We start from the raw sequence: 16,879 nt of genomic DNA on the forward strand, positions 1-16,879 counted from the left end.
AGATGGACATATTCGAACTTCTCTCATACAAGCTTGAAAATTTCCTGAACGTCCGGCCGTATCCGAAGGCGCTGGGTGCTGTTTTTTACGCAGAAGACGAGCCTTCGCTGCTGACCGTCGTCGCGAAAAAACACAATGGCTCCCCCTTCAGCGTTAGCCGTTGGCATGATCTGTTTTCCGCCAGCGCTTTCGAAAAAGCCATGCTGAAGAACGGCTTCACGGAACCAGACTGCTACGCCCTGCTCCTGGTCCTGTCGCGCTTTGGCTACCTGCTTGAAATCGACAACCGTCAACGAACCAACAAGGAATACTTCATTTTCTTCTACCTGATCCAACTGATCAGCTTGAAGAACAGCACCCTGGATACGGATGCGCGCCTTCGGAACTACATGCTCAGGTTCCTCCTCTTCGAATTGAGCATTGATGACGAGGCGTATCGTCGGTTCAGCATCGAGGGCAATCAGTTGATGATGGCGACCGATGGGCTGGGGACCGTGGCTTTTCTGAATGTGATTGATCTGGTTTACAAGGCGATCAAGGCCGACAGCAGGAAAGAGCATGAACTGCTCAGCACGTTGAAAACGTTTCAAACAAGCACCGTCAGATTACTCACCGAGCCCGACGATACCCAGTACCGCTTCGCGATCAATGATCGCCACAGCGGGCTTATGTACCCCGACGTTTTTTTGCCCACTTATGCTCAGGACAGGCAAAAAATATTTGATGCGTTGATCGATGCGGTCAATCCGCTTCAGTCAACGGCAAACCTGTTCGTCTCCAATATGGTTGTGATGAATTACGCCTTTCACATCCTGAAAGACAAGCCTCGGGAAATTTTAAAGCTGAAAAAATACGTCCGTGATGAAGCACTATTCGGCCAATTGCTGGAGGTGATCATCAGGCGTCGGATGGCGGTTAACAAAGCGCTGTTCGAAAAAATCCCTACAGGGCACGACCTGTCCTTGATCGGGGATGAGCAAGCCTCGTTCTACAACATCTTGTACAGCCAGTAGATACCTAACGATGCATCTGCGCTCCCGCGGCTAAATCAATACCTGTAAGCAAGCAGTCCGACCTGACGCATGCGAAAAAATGACCAGGCGCAGGTCAAGCGCAAATCCCGTGGCGAGGGAGCTTGCTCCCGCTGGGCTGCGCAGCGGCCCCCGCTTGTTAGAAAAAAGACGTCACGGGGGCTTCCCAAAAATTCTTTGCTCAGCTCGGTCGCGAACATTGATTCCATGAGCTATACCAAAGTGCCATCATCGCAAAGCAAAGGGAGCCATGCGCCATGAAGGGGACCTTATTAGCTTTCATCATTATGTCTATCGCCGGCTGCGCCAACCTGAACAGTATCTATCGAACATTTGATATCTCGAGTGGGGAAAGCACCATGAGCGATATACGACAGAGAGCCATACTGGTAGCCCCCAATGAGACCATAACCAAAAAATACGACCCGACCGGAAAGTACGTTCGGGAAGAGCAAATAAAGAAATGGGCGGTTGTGTGTGCAGAACCAAGCCCCGATGCAATGGCCTCCCTTGCTTATGAGTTGGCGGCAAAAGGGGGGTATCCAGGTAAGGCAAGCGGTGAATTGGCTTTCGCCATGCAGGATGGGGCTGCATTCACCGGCATCCGCACGCAAAGCATTCAGTTGCTCCGTGATTTCGGTTATCGCCTGTGTGAGAGCTACATGTCTGGCTCGATAAGCGCCCCTCAATACGACCTCCTCATGAGACGCTTCCAAAAAAACACGGTCGCCCTCTTGGCGATTGAGCAACTGACCGGAACAGTCAAAGCCCCTCCGATAGCCCTCACGACAAGTGGCCGGGCTGAAGCGACAAAATCACTTTCCGAACAAAGAGCCGAAAGAGAGAAGGTCAGCGATAAAGTTTCTGCTCTGGAAGCAGAGAAGACGGCCGTAGACAAGAAAATCAGTGATGCAAAAAAAGCGGATGCCAATGCTGATACTTCGGAAATGGATCAAAGCGCATCGGGCCTGGCGGAGAAAATTAAAAATCTGAAAGACGATAGAAACGTTATCGACAGTGCAATAGCCGAAACAAAAGGCGTACTGGTCGATGGCGAAACCAAGGTGCGAATAGAAACCACGGGCGTGGGCAGCCAACGATCAGATGCCCACATACAACAAGTAGCAAAAACAGTCGAAGGCATTGTTAATAACATTGTGCTTGCCGATGATGAACAGCAACTGTGCATGTCGGCTCTTTTGTTGCCAGAGCCGAATGAAGGCCAGAAAAAATTCTCGGCTTGGTGCGTCAGAGTATTAGATACCCAAGCTGAAGCCCGGGATGCCTTGCTAAAAAACACAAAACTCCAAATGGAACATGAACAGGCAATTTTGCGAAGCGGAGCTAGTCCGAAAGAAAAAGAAAAAGCAAATGATAAGCTTGCCGATCTTCAGGACATATTTGATGGCGCTGCGAAGGGCGTAAGACAATACAACATAACCAAACCTTCCATTGATCGATAATGCAATTAAAGAGCACCGTGTGCCCGTCGTTATTTACCATTGTGCAAAGGAAGACAAAAGACGGCGAAGCCATGAAGCGCCGGGGCAGAGCTGTCTCGACGCTTCTTTAATTGATCGCGCGTTGTTATTCCAGAAATGCGAATTGCTGCCCAACCGAGTGCTGGATAACATCGGCTCACGCTAGCCGATACACCATCAACCCCGTGGCGAGGGAGCTTGCTCCCGCTGGGTGGCGAAGCCGCCCCAAAACAGGCTGGCGCATTCTCCAGATAAACCGCGTCAGCCGGTTTACGACGGCTACGCCGCCGAGCGGGAGCAAGCTCCCTCGCCACAGGGACCGAGTATATTTTGAGACGGGTGTGTAACGGGCTGCCGCCATCGCGAGCAAGCTCGCTCCCACAGGATCAGTGGTGGCCGCCTGTTCGGTAGCTCCGCCTTACTATTTTTAGGAGGCGCTGCGAGTTAAGAAAAAATCAGAAAAACCGCCTCAACTGAAGATTTTCTTGGCCGTCTTAAGAAAATCCCAAGCCAAGAGCAAAAAGTTAAGAGTTTCGCTAGGACGCTCACCCTAGGCACCCAGCAATGATCGAACGGTGTTCATCGCGGGCGAACCAAGTGCTCGATAACGTCGACCCACGCTAGCGGCAACACCACTAACCCGTGGCGAGGGAGCTTGCTCCCGCTGGGTGGCGAAGCCGGCCCAAAACGGCCGGCGCTTTCTCACAGGCAGACCGCGTCAACCGGTCTACGACGGCTGCGCCGCCGAGCGGGAGCAAGCTCCCTCGCCACGGATCGCGTACACCTTGAGACAGCGCATGAACGTGCTGCCGCCTTCGCGAGCAAGCTCGCTTCCACAGGGGATTGGTAGTTATCCGTTCTGTGAAACTCAGCCTGAACGTTTCGAGTTAAGAAAAAATCCGCAAAACTGGCTCAAATGAAGATTTTCTTGGCGCCCTGAAAGAAATTTGCGCCACAGGCCGAACATTAAGCATTTGCGCTATGACGGCTCACCCCTCGGCCATTCATCACATTTGATTGACGGTACGCCCCAAGGCGAATAGCCTTGTCCCTGAGCGCGAAACCAGTTGCCTCCCAGCGGCTATAACTGGCGTAGGAACCCCGTCGATGGTTGGGACATCAGCGTAGGGTGAGACCTCCACACCCCTGCTTGAGGGTGTGTATATGAATATCAAGCTTAAATTAAAGGGCTACTGTCACCAGTAGCCCTTTTCTTTGCCTGTCACAAAAGCGTGTAGCGCTTGTACAGCAGCTCGCCATGGCGTTCCCACAAAAGATTGGCAGCAGGCTCCCCATCCTGTGAGGTCCAGCCTGAACACCTTAAGGTGTATCGCGAGTTAAGAAAAAATCCGCATAACCGGCTCAAATGAAGATTTTCTTGGTGCCCTGAAGAAAAACTGCGCCTAGGGCAGAAATTGAAAATTTCACCAGGAGCTCCGCTGGTACGTGCGGGTCTAGGAGTCCTTCCGAAGCCCTACCAAAATACGGATTGGTTCAGAGACGGCAGCAAAACTTTCTATACGTGCAATAGCTTAGCTCTAATGGCATGTTTAGCTGGACAGCTAAATATGCCATTAGAGCTAATAATCGATCAATTTTTGATCTATCAAGACTCTGGAACGAGCTAGGATGGGCTTGTAGAACATCAAGGATTTTTACCGTACGGTTTCCCGTCCGACGCCCAATGACTGCTCAAACTCATTCATTGCTAACGAGCCGAATGCCGGAGAATGTCGCCTCCCCCTAGCCGCAGCGCCACATCCCGCCGGGCGGCGAAACCGCCCAAAAAAAGCCGGCGTCTTCCTACAGAAAAACCGCTGCGCAATTGCCGGTGCCGGTAACTGCCCTACGCTAAGGGCGGCTTGGGTCGAAAACGATAGTGAACGAGTGACAGCTAAACGGCCGATTGTGTTGAAAGAGTCGGTTTTTCCAGCCTGCCCGCGTACTGACTGCTGAAAACTCCTTTCTTTTGTGCAGCTACGTGAAATCTGAGCCCGAAACCCCAGAAGCGAATAGCCCCTCTTAACCACTTCCGCTAGGTGCAGAAATGTCTAAACCAGAGGTGTTGATGCAGATGTGGAACCCATACCGTAAATTTCTGATACAGCAGCATCGTTTCTACGTAAACGAAGCCAGCCCCCCTGCTCCCGCTGGATGGCGAAGCCGGGCGCAAGAACTTAGAAGCGACGGTCAGCCCCCGCTACCTCGACGAACGCAGCGTCCGATACGACGCCTTCAAACGCAAAGCGTAACCCTCACTCGTTACTTCCAAATCCGGAATCTTTATTCTCTGTTACTTCGTATCTCCACTAACTTTCCATCAAGAAACCGTAAATAATAGAGCATGCCGGCGCTTGGCCCGTAGACCCACCTTTCCACCGGTAAAGACTTGTAGGGGACCTGTCCATTGCTACCTACTATAGGCTCAATGACCTGACGGTCCGCGGGTTGCCCGCATTTTTTAAGTACGTCAGCAGTGGTGTCGCCCTCGTCAATAATCCCTTTTTGACAACGCATCGAGGCTTCTGCCATCGCCCCCATGGAAAGCAAGGTTATTCCGGTGATAATGACTGCGTAGGTTTTCATGACAGTTACCTTAGTCTGGCGAGAATGTACCCGTTTAGCCCGCGGCCCTAACTAGAGCCATTAGTGAAGCTGTAGTTTGTACTTGCGCCGTGTTAACACTTATCGTGATATTGGCGCCAGCCACTGCTGTAGCTTGGGCCAACTGGTTAGCTGAGGCTTGAGCGCCATTGAAATCAAACGCCAATGTCTTGCTTCTAGCTGCCTGGATAATTGAAATCAGCATTTGCGTAAGAATAATTTGTGCGGTATTCACACTGATAACAGTGTTAATACCCGCAACTGCTACGGCTTGTTTGATCTGGCCCCCAGCACTACCTGAAAGTTGAGTGCCATTGTAGTCCGCCCCAAATTTTTTGCTTCCTGCAGCTTGAATTATGGATATTAGGGCGGTCAGTTGCAGAGACTGTGCTGAATTAAGGCTCACCCTCGTATTGGCTCCCGCAACTGCCAGCACCTGCTTCAATTGATCCCCCGAATTACCCGAAAGCTTAGACCCTACGAAGCTTAGGTTAAGGTTTTTACTCGCTGCGGTCTTCACAACCGAAACGAGTGTAGGCGTAAAAATAGCCTGTGCTTGACTAACACTAATGTTGGTTTTTACCCCGGCTGCTAGGAGCACTTGTTTAATCTGGTCGCCTGGACTCCCAGAAAGTTTACTGCCATTAAAAGCTGCGCTGAATCGCTTACTACGAGCGGATTGGACTACCGAGACCAAGTTAGAGGTCACCAACGATTGAGCATTGTTAACGCTAATTCCAGTGTTTGCTCCCGCTGCAGCCAGCGCCTGTTTCAACTGATCCCCTGGATTGCCAGAAAGCTGGGCACCATCGAAATCGGCGTGCAATTTCTTACTACCCGCTGCCCTTATTATAGAAACGATCACCGCAGTTTGGACTGCCTGAGCTGTGTTTATACTTATGGTAGTAGCTGCACCCGCTACCGCCAAAGCTTGTTTTATCTGATCACCTTGATTTCCCGAGAGCTGAGCGCCATTAAACTCTAGGTTTAAATTTTTACTACCTGCGGCCTGAATAATTTTTTTCAATGCAGGGGTGGGTATTGATTGAGCAGTATTTATATTAATGGATGTGTTGGCGCCAGCAGAAGCTAAAATGGCAATCAATTGATCGCTGGATGCTTGAGCCCCATTGAAAGTAAGCTGCAATTTCACTGAATATCCTTTTCTGTAAGTAAATATATATCCAGCTCCGCTGGATATATATCAACCTAGCACACAAAGAATTCGTATTTGCATCCCTTTTCATTTGCCTTTGTTGCCATTCTTTGCCAGGGTCGCTCACGCGCTAAGAACCCAAAGGGAGCCTCCGATTAGGGACGAGAGCAAGCTTTCTGCCGCTAAATCCTGGGCATTACGAAGGCTTGTTTATTCTCCCTCCGCAAAGCTTCCACCCAGCTACGAATCCTTGCGCCATTGCCTACAACTACGCCAGAATCCGCCCGCTTGTGCGCCTTGCCCATGGGTACTATCGTTTCCCTGCCACTGCCCATCAGTGGTCGGGTTTAGTAGCCCTGGTTGGAAATACATAATGGTTGCATGAGTCTCATCAGTCAGGCGTCGCCTGCATTTGATGGTGGCTGTGCGCATGGCGCCTTCGGGCGCGCCGGGCTTTTATGTATTTTCCACCGGTCTACTAACTTGCGCACAGCTGCCACCCCCTTCGTTTAGTAGCGAGATGGTTGCGGCCTACTAGAAGGAAAAATGCATATGTTCAAGATAACTCCGAACCCTCCAGAAACAGACCCAACCGCTTCCCGTTCCGGTAGCAATAAAAAGCACGACGAAACCACCAAACGCGTCTTGGATCACTACCTGCTACCCAAACCGGAAAAGTCCGAAGATGCATCCAAACCGGACCAGCTCTTCACCGTGTCAAAAAACGCCGACAACGAATGCCTGCTCGCCAACCTCAGCGAAAACCTGGCATCCGCCGACGCGATGATCAGCAACCTCGCCTTCGACCTGGAAGGCCCCCGCCGCCACATCGCCCTCGGCATCCAGCAACTGATCGAGATGAGTTCATTGCTGGCCAACCGTGCGCTGGATAACGTCGACCCGCGCTAACCGCAACACCACAAACCCGTGGCGAGGGAGCTTGCTCCCGCTCGGCGGCGCAGCGACCGCAAGATTTTAGGGCCGCTTCACGCCCAGCGGGAGCAAGACTCCCTCGCCACGGGTTGTAAGGCGCGTCTGACGGATTGCTCAGCCCTTCCGCCAAGCCACGCAGCCTTGCGCCTTTGCCTACAACCACACCGGAACCCGCCGACTTGTGGGCCATACACTCAACCCCTATCGTCTCCTCGTCGCTGACATCAGCGAACGGCTTGGCGGCCAATCCGTCAGTAATTGCTGAAACACTTTAAGCATCACATTCTTCTAGAGGGGGTGCGAAAAAAGTCGATATCAAGGATTTGGAAGTGGGGAAAGTTATACGGCGCAAATATGAGGAATGGCGGGCTTATGCCTGTACGGCCCGCACAGCTTCCAACGAGCTATTGACGTTGCTAGCACAAGAACCAGCAGATCCTGAACGAGCGTCTGGTGTTGATTTTGCACTGGTGCGCTTCGGCAACATCGATGCTGATGCGCTCGAACAATTTAATCTATGGGAATCAGACCATGGTTTCCCCTGGCATGACTCTCCAGAGGTCATCAAAAGCGATGCCCGACATCTTGACCTTGCGCTGTGGTACGGGAATCTACTGTGCGGTCTATGCTTCGCCACACCCAGCGGCAAACGCACAGTAATAGCCTCATTTCAGAGGTGATCGAAAAATGAGCAAATTGAAAGCAACCCAACGCGGGAAAGCCGGCAAACATAAAGGGCAGGACAACTTTGACTGCTTGTATGTACGCGGCTTGCGCAAAGCTCGTGTCACAAGCTCAATGGATTTGCGGATACTCGACCGCATCCGTCGTGGGTCCTCCGATGAGCCTGATGGTGCACTCGCAGGCTCGCGCTTGGTCAAGCTATCTGCCAGCGCGTAACCCCCACAAAGTAAGCATTAAGCGGCCCATCGGCCGCTTTTTTATTTAGCTGCTGGCAACAAAAAACGAAGCTGGCTTTCAAGCTGGAAGGCTCGCTTCAGCAATTCTTCGCTACCCCGTCATTATATGGCCTCAGATAGCCCTGGTTCCCAACGCCCCGAACCAGCGCACACCCGCGCCAACAAGGGGCGATTTACGGTCAAACCTTTTGGCCATTTCGATCCCCTTTTGGCCTCTCCTGCCGTTCTCTGAAACGCCTTCCGCCGCAAGACTGTGTTCACACCGACCAGCCATGCGGAGAACAACAAAATGCTGACGATCTACTCAGACGATCACCACCTGCACCACGGCCGCTGCGAGTTGATGGACGGGCAGTTGATGCCCTGTTTCGAGATGCCGTCCCGGGCCGATCATGTGTTGGAGCGGGTCAAGACGCAGGGGCTGGGGCCGGTGGAAGCGCCGCAGGATTTTGGCCTGGAGCCCATCCAGCGTATCCACAGCGCGGCGTACCTGGAATTTTTCAAAGGCGCCTGGGACCGCTGGGCCAAGTACAACCGCGACGGCGATTTGTTGCCCTTCACCTGGCCGGCGCGGACCTTTCGCACGGTCATCCCCACCAGCCTGCACGGCCAGTTGGGTTATTACAGTTTCGACGCCGGCGCGCCGATCACCGCCGGCACTTGGCAGGCGGCCTACAGCGCCGCGCAAGTGGCCCTGACCGCCCAGGCGGACATCCAGCGCGGTGCACGCAGTGCCTTTGCCTTGTGCCGCCCGCCGGGGCACCACGCCGCTGGCGACTTGATGGGCGGTTATTGCTACCTCAACAACGCGGCCATCGCCGCCCAGGCCTTTCTCGACCAGGGCCACAAGAAGGTCGCGATCCTGGATGTGGATTACCACCACGGCAACGGCACCCAATCGATTTTTTATGAGCGCAGCGACGTGTTGTTCGCGTCGATCCACGGCCATCCGGAGGCGGAGTTTCCGTTTTTCCTGGGTTATGCCGACGAGCTCGGCGAGGGCGACGGTGAGGGTTTCAATTTCAACTACCCTTTGCCAGCCGGTTCAGGCTGGGACACCTGGAGCGCGGCGCTGGAACAGGCCTGCGGGCAGATCCGGGGCTACGACGCCGATGTCATCGTCGTGTCCCTGGGCGTGGACACGTTCAAGGACGACCCGATCTCGCAATTCAAGCTCGACAGCCCGGACTACCTGGCGATGGGCAAGCGCATCGCGGCGCTCGGCAAGCCGACGCTGTTCGTGATGGAAGGCGGCTACGCGGTGGCAGAAATCGGCATCAATGCCGTGAACGTTCTTGAAGGTTTCCAAAGCGCCCCATGAGGAACAACAGCATGAACAGACTCAAGCGTTTAATGGCCCCAGCCGTGTGCGCCGCGCTGCTTTGCGGCGCAGTCCAAGCCGAGGAGCGCACCTTGCGCGTCTACAACTGGTTCGACTACATCACGCCCAAGGCCCTGGAGGATTTCAAGGCGCAGAACAGCCAGGTCAAGCTGGTCTATGACATCTTCGACACCAACGAGGCCCTGGAGGCCAAGCTGCTGACGGGTAACTCCGGCTATGACGTGGTGGTGCCGTCCAACGTGTTCCTGGCCAAGCAGATCGAAGCCGGGGTGTTCCAGCCCCTGGACCGCAGCAAGCTGCCGAACTGGAACCACCTCGACCCCAAGCTGATGAAGCTGATCGAAGCCAACGACCCGGGCAACAAATTCGCCGTGCCGTACATGTACGGCACCATCCTGATCGGCTTCAACCCGGACAAGGTCAAGGCCGCCCTGGGCGCCAACGCGCCAGTGGACAGTTGGGACCTGATCTTCAAGGAAGAGAACATCAGCAAGCTCAAGCAGTGCGGCGTGGCGCTGCTCGATTCGCCGTCGGAGATCCTGCCCCTGGCCTTGCAGCACCTGGGCCTGGACCCCAACAGCAAGAAGCCGGCGGACTATGCCAAGGCCGAAGCGCTGATGATGAAGATCCGGCCTTACATCACGTACTTCCATTCGTCCAAATACATGGCGGATATCGCCAACGGTGACATCTGCGTGGCCGTCGGTTATTCCGGCAGCTTCTCCCAGGCCGCCAACCGCGCCAAGGACGCCAAGAACGGCGTGACCGTGGACATGCACCTGCCCAAGGAAGGCGCGCCGATCTGGTTCGACATGCTCGCCATCCCCAAGGGCGCGAAGAACCCGGACGACGCCTACACCTTCATCAACTACTTGCTGCAACCCCAGGTGATTGCGCCGGTCAGCGATTTTGTCGGTTATCCGAACCCGAACAAGGACGCCACCGAGATGGTTGACCCGGCGATCCGCGGCAACCCCAACCTGTACCCGACCGAGGCGGCCATGGCCACGCTGTACACGTTGCAACCGTTGCCGAGGGATGCCGAACGCGCACGCACGCGAGCCTGGACGCGGATCAAGTCCGGCCAGTAATCGACAGATCGCTTATATAAATAGTTACCGCCTTCTCCGACCCCTGTCCCTCTAGCATGAAAACCCCGAAGCGTTCGGCTTCGGGGTTTTTCTTCATCTGCAGACAAGGACGTTCAAATGACACCAAAGCCTACCGGCACCCACCCTGCCTCCGATGTGACTATCCGCGGTGCGCTGCTCAACCAGTTGCTCGCGGGCCCCACCTACCCGGAAGTGGCCGCCGTGCTCCTGCGGGACGCACTTAAAGATCTCTATCCCGCCTTGGATATCAACCCTTTCACCACTGTCGTTGGCGAATCAGCCTGGGACATCGTCGACGGCGAGATCGTAGAGCGCCCTAGCGTCTTTATCACCCTTAGCAATCTGCTGGCCGCACGGGTGGACACCGCCCAGCCCACCCTGCTGATCGAGGGATTGCATTTTCTGACGCAACTGCCGCTGACCGTGCCCCCCGTGCATTTGCCGGTGCGTATCGATCAGATCGGGCGCCTGATCAACGAATTGGTACCGGCCATGTTACCGGCCAGCCAGGAACAACAACTGGCGTACTGGAATGTCCCATTCGGCGACTACGGCCCCCGTTGGCATGAACTATCCGACACCTTGCGCAAGCTGTGGGACGTCACACAAATCGACGGATGGACAGCGGCTGAATGCGACATGGCCAGGCAACTGTTCCTGTTCCCCGACCCGAAAGACCGCGAGGACAGTTATGCCAGCCATGCCTATCTGGTCGACATAAAGGCAGTGGAAGACGGCCAGGAAAGCCGCGTCAACGAAAACTCCCTGGTGGTACTGATCGGCCAGATCGAAAAGGAGGTCATCCTCACGCATTCACTGCTCAACGGTTATGAGAAATTCGACTCACGAGAGGCACTCGGACAATCGCTTTCAAACCACCTGGGCGGCCTGGCACGCGCCTCCCGCATACGGTGGCGGCTCTATGAGCCCAAAGGCAACCTCTTCGACAGCAAGGCCTGCGGGATCATTGCCACACAGATCAAAGTGCTGGGCACCCCCGGAATCTGGCGCAATGCCCACTTTACCGAAGGGCAACCGCCTACGCCCGAAGGGCTGGAAACAGGCCCTGGCGAGCGTTGGTATCAACAACAAATACCCGAATGGCTTCAGGATGCGTCGGTGTCCGACCAGATTCAATTCGCCCAACACATGAAGAACCTGTCGGCACTGAGCAGCGCCCATGCCGGCAAGACTTACCTGGACGATATTCTGCCCATCAAGGAGTACGCCTCGCTTGCCCTTAAAGCACAAATGCAATCGGACCATGACGACGCCTCGGCGCTAACTCCGGAAAAGATCGAGATCGAGATCAAAAGTCTTATTGCCTGGGGCACCTTCGTTGTTCCCTTCAAAACAGACGTTACGCGATTCAATCTCGTCGAGCTGGCGTTGCAGAACCTGATCGCGCTGCCAGCGGGTAATAAGACCGTCAGATCACTCGACGAGACCGAGCTTCCTGACTGGATGACCGTGGAATACATCGAAAACCTCATCACTCAGGTGGATATCGGTCGCGTCTATCCCGAGCTGATCAAGCGCAAACTGCTCAATGATACGAAAGAGTCCGCCCGACGCGAGACGTTGTACACCTCCCAGTTACGCATACAGCTGCCGATGCTGGCGCTGGAGAACAAACTGCGCGGGCTGGGCAATATCGATGACTTGGGGTGTCGTTATGTCTCGGCCTTGATGCAGCCGCTTGAAGAGGATCGCAAAGTCGAAGGGCAGGAAATCGTCCTGCGCAAACTGGCCTTCGTGTCCGAGCCGCAAATCGGGCTTTCCGAAGACATCGTTGCCAACATGTTCGTGATCGGCCCACGGACGCCAAGTGCCGGCCCCTGCTTGCTCTATCGCCCCTTGCTGGAACCGCAGCTGTGCCAGTTCCCTTCGTTCAGCAACATGCTGTATGGAATCCGGCAAACCGATTCGTTGCGCAAATCGGTGCTGGCCTGGCTGCCGGACGGGGTTCGGGAAAACTACAGTCGCTTTGTTTTCCCAGGCGCCCTGCCCTCGCCCTGGGCCGTCGTGGAGTTCGCGACCAACCCACTGACGCTGTTTTCCGATATTGGCCCCGTCAACCTCAGCAACGAGACGCTGGGCGCCGACTTCATGCCATTGTTGTTCAAGGCCAACGCTAATGCCCTGGTCACGCTCGCCGACCGCCAATCGGTTTCCAACAGCGAGAACCGTTGGGAATCTTTCAAGCAAACGGGTTGGTTGATACTCAGCCTGGCGCTGCCCTACCTGGGAAACACGGCAAACACGGCAATCTGGCTCTGGCAAATTCTCAGCGACGCCGAACGACTGGCTGGCGACGACGAGGAGCTCAAGGGGCAGGCCAAGTGGGTGACAGTCGTCGACCTGATGCTCAATGTGGCATTGGGTGTCCTCAACATCGTCATCGAACGCACCCGGGCAAGTAGCCGTAGACGCCCGATAGAAGCCGCGGAAACAGTCCCTGCTCCGGGCCTGCCAAAACCGACACCCGAACTGATCATCGAGAAAGTGGCGCCGTTCATCCAAACAGAGCTCCCGCAAGAGCACTACGATGTCATCCACACCAGTGGCGCCTTGATGGGCAAATCGAAAAAGGACCTCAGCTTTCTCGACAGTTTCAGCACCGAGGCCCCCGACAGCCCTGGTCAGCCCGAAAGCGAAGGCGCGTTCAAGGGGCTTTATCAGAGCAACGGGCACTGGTATGCGAAATTGGCAGATAAATGGTTCAAGGTCAGGGCCGAAGGCGAGCAAGTCAGCATCATCGACGGAGCACGCAACGGCCCGCCACTGATGCTCAATGGACAAGGTCAATGGCAGATCGACAGTCGCTTGCGCCTACGTGGCAGCGGTTCAAAGGGCGCTCGGCGCAAGGTCATTGCCGATGCGCTTCGCCGTAACATTCAGTTGCTTGATGAACTCAAAAAATTTGAAGAGCAAAAACCGGCAAATGAACGGCTGCTGACAATGGACGCACAGGCGATGAACCAGGCATCGGGCGCAGCCAAGGAAACGCAGCGCAATAAATACTTGGCCACACTGGAAACCCAGCGAGACAACTACGAAAAAGCACTCAACACCCTGATCGAATGGCCTGTCTTCCAGTCCAAGCCCGACTACCCTCGAATAAGCCTCGGGTACCTGAACGCGCAAGTAAACTTCACTTTCGCAGAAATCGACCTGTTACGAGAACGCTTTACCCCGGCCATGAGCGAAGCGTTAGACATGGTCTCGTCGACGATCAAGACGGTCGAACAGCAACACATCGATGCGGCCGAAAACATGGTGTCGGTCGGGGACGCGATGATTGAGCGCCTGGACTACATGGAGACACGTTTCGACAGGCTCAAGCAGCTGGGACGCCAGGGCTTCGAGTTTGTCCGCACACACCGTGAAAAAATGCCCGCGTACAAAAGCGACGACTTACGCCTTATCCAGCTGGATATGTATCGCCACCTCTGTTTGTCACTCGAAAGCGTCGAAACGATGCCGGAAGGCTGGTTGGAAATTAACCGTGTTGTCGACAATGCCACGGTGGCCTTCCAGAGCCTGCGCGATGCCATCGATGAGCGAAGCGTGATCCGACTGGACGAGCAAATCGAGGCGATTGGCAGCCTGACCGAACAGTTCACCGCGATAGAAGAACATCTCGATTACATGAAAAACGAATACCAGGGCAGCGCCGTCCCAACGCAGCTCATGCGCCTGAGACGGCGAATAAGTGATTCAAAAAAGCGCGCGTTGCGTCATCTGGCCCAAGCCCTTGATGAGAGAGGCAACCAGAGACGAATCGGCAGCCCTCAGGAACAACGTCCCCGGCCCAGGAAGAAATTCATCAGGGCGCGCTTCTGGGGTGTCGTCAGCGGGGTACCTCGCTTATCCAAGTCCCATGAGGAAACGGACTGGATCGATGTGAAGAATCCATTCACGGACGAAATCATCGTCACGTTCCACCGCAAGGAAACCGGGGAATGGGCACCCCACGTGACGTCCAGCCCCCCACCGTTGGCTATACCCGCCCTGGCGACAAGCGTTCAGAAGGGCCAAGCATTGGTCGATGGGCTGGCTGCCTTCAAGACAGAAATCGAGAAGAACCTGCAGCAGCCAAACCGCACGCCCGCCGGTATCGCGATGATCCTCAACGCACATGCCAGCAGGATGGAAAAAGTCGGCGTCGCGATCAGAAAGGCGCTAGACCTGGCAGAAAATACCGTGACGAACGAGACAACCGGGGTGTCGCCGGAGAAACAACGCGCGGCCGAAACCTTGCGGCTACAGCTTAAAAAAGAATCGACAGCCCTCTACGCGCAGGAATTCGAAGCCGTATTGAGCGTCATCAAGCAGAGCCCGCCCAGCATGAGCGGCGTTATTTGGCTGAAAGACCGTAACCAGATCCTCATCACCAAACGACTCGCTCGACAACGCCTTAAAAAACCGGAGAAGAGCTATCTCGACAGGTATGAGATCAAGGATCGCAAGACCGGTAAAACCCTCTGGTTTGCCGACTTCCTTTACTCCGCGTACTGGTTGCCAGACCGAAGCTTTCTCTCGGCACGCCTGAGAACCTCGGAGCAGGCAAGTTCAACGGTCGACGTGTCAACCAAAGCTATGAGCCAACGTCAGTTGATCGATCATTACCGCAGCGAAATTGCCGTGGATCAGGCCCAGCAGGTGTTCTTCCCCAGGCAGCGGCCCTGAGACGATCGAGTCGGGCCGGCCGTCGCCGCCCGATTACAGACGCGAGATTGTCCAGGCCTTTGCCAAGTCTGCCAGCGCGGTGCGTATCGCCGCTGGCGGAACCGCTGCAAACCCCAACACCAGGCCGGCCCGTGCTTGCGATGGAGTGGCAGGCAGCCAATAGCTACTCAGGCCGTTGATTTCGATGTCCACGCGACTCGCCTGGGCAATCAGTTCGGCTTCACGCTCAATGCTGTCCACAGGCACCGTGACATGCAGCCCGGCCACCACCGTGGGCAGGGTGCCAACCCCCGCGACATCCCTGGGCCAACCTGCAAGCAACGCATCACGCCGGGCCAGTGCGGCCCGGCGCATGCGCCGGATATGCCGCTGAAAATGCCCAGCGGCCATGAACTCGGCCATCACGGCTTGGGTGCTGACTTCCGAGTGGCGCACGTCCACCGCGCGCCGCCGGGCGAAAGCATTGACCAGGCCGGGGGGCAACACCAAGTAGCCCAGGCGCAAGGCCGGAAACGCCACTTTGCCGAACGTACCGACATAAAGCACACGGCCCTGGCGGTCCAGCGCAGCCAACGGCGCCAGCGGTGCGCCGCTGTAGCGGTACTCGCCATCGTAGTCATCCTCGACGATCCAGCTGTCGTTGCGTTCGGCCCAGGCCAGCAGTTCCAGCCGCCGTGGCAGGCTCATGACCACACCGGTCGGGTACTGATGGGACGGTGTGACGTAGGCCAACCTACAGTGATTCAATTTATCGAGGGCCGTGCAATCCAGCCCGTCCGTATCGACCGGCACGCCCTTGATGTCGGCCCCGGCGACCGCAAACGCGTGCCCGGCGGCGCGATAACCGGGGTTTTCCACCGCCACAACGTCCCCCGGGTCGACCAACAGCTGTGCACAAAGGCTGATGCCCTGCTGCGCGCCGCTGGTGATCACAATTTGTTCAGCCGTGCAATGCAACCCCCGTGAGCTGCGCAGGTAAGCGGCGACCAGTTCGCGCAGGCGCGCATCCCCTTGGGGATCGCCGTAGCACAGCCGTTGCAGGTCCGGCTTACGCCAGAAAGCCGCGTTCAGCTTGGCCCAGACGTCGAAAGGGAACAGATCGAAAGCCGGCACGCCGACTCGAAACGCCCGCGGTGGGCCACTGGGAGGTTGGGCCAAATGGTTTTTTTCGACGCGGTTCAACGCGTCGCTGTGGATGATTTTACTGGACGGAACCACAGGTAAATCGAGCCAATCTGTGGATAACCCTGGGGATAAGCCTGTTGAAAACCCTGTGGACAGTTCTGTGGATATATTTTTCAGCGGCAATGCCATTGTGGACAGTTTTGCCACATAGGTGCCGTCACCCACACGCCCTTCAATGAAACCCTCGGCGTAGAGCTGGTCATACGCCCTGACGACACTGTTGCGCGAGATCGACAAGGCTGCCGCCAAGTCACGACTGGCCGGCAGGCGCGTGCCGCTGGCCAGGCGCCCATCCAGGACTCGGGTACGCAAAGCCTGATAAAGCTGGCGACTGAGTCCCTGGCGACGGTCGAGCTCGATTCCCGCGGGGTTGAAGGACAGTGGTGGCACGGCGTGATTCATGTAAACCTTCGCGAATGGGCC

General features: G+C 55.7%; 11 protein-coding genes. 8 read left to right on the top strand and 3 right to left on the bottom strand.

Translation table 11 applies throughout. From position 1 onward, the window contains the following. The first annotated feature begins 2 nt into the window (after positions 1–2). Positions 3–1,013, top strand: a complete 1,011-nt coding sequence (locus tag J3361_RS21100; protein ID WP_207966153.1) for a hypothetical protein — start codon at positions 3–5, stop codon at positions 1,011–1,013. 275 nt (positions 1,014–1,288) lie between these two features. Then, complete coding sequence (locus tag J3361_RS21105) at positions 1,289–2,494, top strand: hypothetical protein (RefSeq protein WP_207966154.1); 1,206 nt, start codon at positions 1,289–1,291, stop codon at positions 2,492–2,494. A 2,301-nt stretch (positions 2,495–4,795) separates the two neighbouring features. Here the strand turns inward: J3361_RS21105 and J3361_RS21110 are convergent. Both J3361_RS21110 and J3361_RS21115 read right to left on the bottom strand, forming a co-directional pair. Then, the gene (locus J3361_RS21110) at positions 4,796–5,098 is read right to left on the bottom strand and encodes a DUF2845 domain-containing protein (RefSeq protein ID WP_207966155.1); all 303 of its coding nucleotides are present in this window, start codon (positions 5,096–5,098) and stop codon (positions 4,796–4,798) included. 34 nt (positions 5,099–5,132) lie between these two features. Then, on the bottom strand, positions 5,133–6,269 hold the full coding sequence (locus J3361_RS21115) for a hypothetical protein (protein WP_207966156.1): 1,137 nt from the start codon (positions 6,267–6,269) through the stop codon (positions 5,133–5,135). A gap of 555 nt (positions 6,270–6,824) precedes the next feature. Here J3361_RS21115 and J3361_RS21120 point away from each other — a divergent pair. The 6 genes from J3361_RS21120 to J3361_RS21145 all read left to right on the top strand — a co-directional run bounded on the left by J3361_RS21120 (position 6,825) and on the right by J3361_RS21145 (position 15,271). After that, entirely contained in the window at positions 6,825–7,181 is a 357-nt protein-coding gene (locus tag J3361_RS21120; protein ID WP_207966157.1) for a DUF6124 family protein, read from the top strand. Between the two features lie 353 nt (positions 7,182–7,534). Beyond that, positions 7,535–7,885 carry a hypothetical protein gene (locus J3361_RS21125; RefSeq protein WP_243458962.1) on the top strand — a complete coding sequence of 117 codons (351 nt, stop codon included), beginning with the start codon at positions 7,535–7,537 and terminating at the stop codon, positions 7,883–7,885. 7 nt (positions 7,886–7,892) lie between these two features. After that, entirely contained in the window at positions 7,893–8,105 is a 213-nt protein-coding gene (locus J3361_RS21130; protein WP_074849522.1) for a hypothetical protein, read from the top strand. Between the two features lie 309 nt (positions 8,106–8,414). Next, the gene (locus J3361_RS21135) at positions 8,415–9,446 is read left to right on the top strand and encodes a histone deacetylase family protein (protein ID WP_207966158.1); all 1,032 of its coding nucleotides are present in this window, start codon (positions 8,415–8,417) and stop codon (positions 9,444–9,446) included. A gap of 11 nt (positions 9,447–9,457) precedes the next feature. Further along, entirely contained in the window at positions 9,458–10,558 is a 1,101-nt protein-coding gene (locus J3361_RS21140) for a polyamine ABC transporter substrate-binding protein (RefSeq protein WP_207966159.1), read from the top strand. Positions 10,559–10,675: 117 nt separating this feature from the next. Further along, positions 10,676–15,271 (top strand): DUF6543 domain-containing protein, encoded by a 4,596-nt coding sequence (locus J3361_RS21145; protein WP_207966160.1) that lies wholly within the window; start codon positions 10,676–10,678, stop codon positions 15,269–15,271. A 33-nt stretch (positions 15,272–15,304) separates the two neighbouring features. Here J3361_RS21145 and J3361_RS21150 read toward each other — a convergent pair whose 3' ends face one another. Further along, on the bottom strand, positions 15,305–16,858 hold the full coding sequence (locus tag J3361_RS21150; protein WP_207966161.1) for a PLP-dependent aminotransferase family protein: 1,554 nt from the start codon (positions 16,856–16,858) through the stop codon (positions 15,305–15,307). Positions 16,859–16,879: the final 21 nt, after the last annotated feature.

The organism is Pseudomonas sp. OA65 (assembly GCF_017498305.1).
In the GTDB taxonomy this organism is placed as follows: Bacteria; Pseudomonadota; Gammaproteobacteria; order Pseudomonadales; family Pseudomonadaceae; genus Aquipseudomonas; species Aquipseudomonas zanjanensis.

Coding starts and splice junctions, on each gene's coding strand:
- J3361_RS21100 (WP_207966153.1), top strand. CDS start 3: ATGGACATATTCGAACTTCTCTCATACAAGCTTGAAAATTTCCTGAAC.
- J3361_RS21105 (WP_207966154.1), top strand. CDS start 1,289: ATGAAGGGGACCTTATTAGCTTTCATCATTATGTCTATCGCCGGCTGC.
- J3361_RS21110 (WP_207966155.1), bottom strand. CDS start 5,098: ATGAAAACCTACGCAGTCATTATCACCGGAATAACCTTGCTTTCCATG.
- J3361_RS21120 (WP_207966157.1), top strand. CDS start 6,825: ATGTTCAAGATAACTCCGAACCCTCCAGAAACAGACCCAACCGCTTCC.
- J3361_RS21130 (WP_074849522.1), top strand. CDS start 7,893: ATGAGCAAATTGAAAGCAACCCAACGCGGGAAAGCCGGCAAACATAAA.
- J3361_RS21135 (WP_207966158.1), top strand. CDS start 8,415: ATGCTGACGATCTACTCAGACGATCACCACCTGCACCACGGCCGCTGC.
- J3361_RS21140 (WP_207966159.1), top strand. CDS start 9,458: ATGAACAGACTCAAGCGTTTAATGGCCCCAGCCGTGTGCGCCGCGCTG.
- J3361_RS21145 (WP_207966160.1), top strand. CDS start 10,676: ATGACACCAAAGCCTACCGGCACCCACCCTGCCTCCGATGTGACTATC.
- J3361_RS21150 (WP_207966161.1), bottom strand. CDS start 16,858: ATGAATCACGCCGTGCCACCACTGTCCTTCAACCCCGCGGGAATCGAG.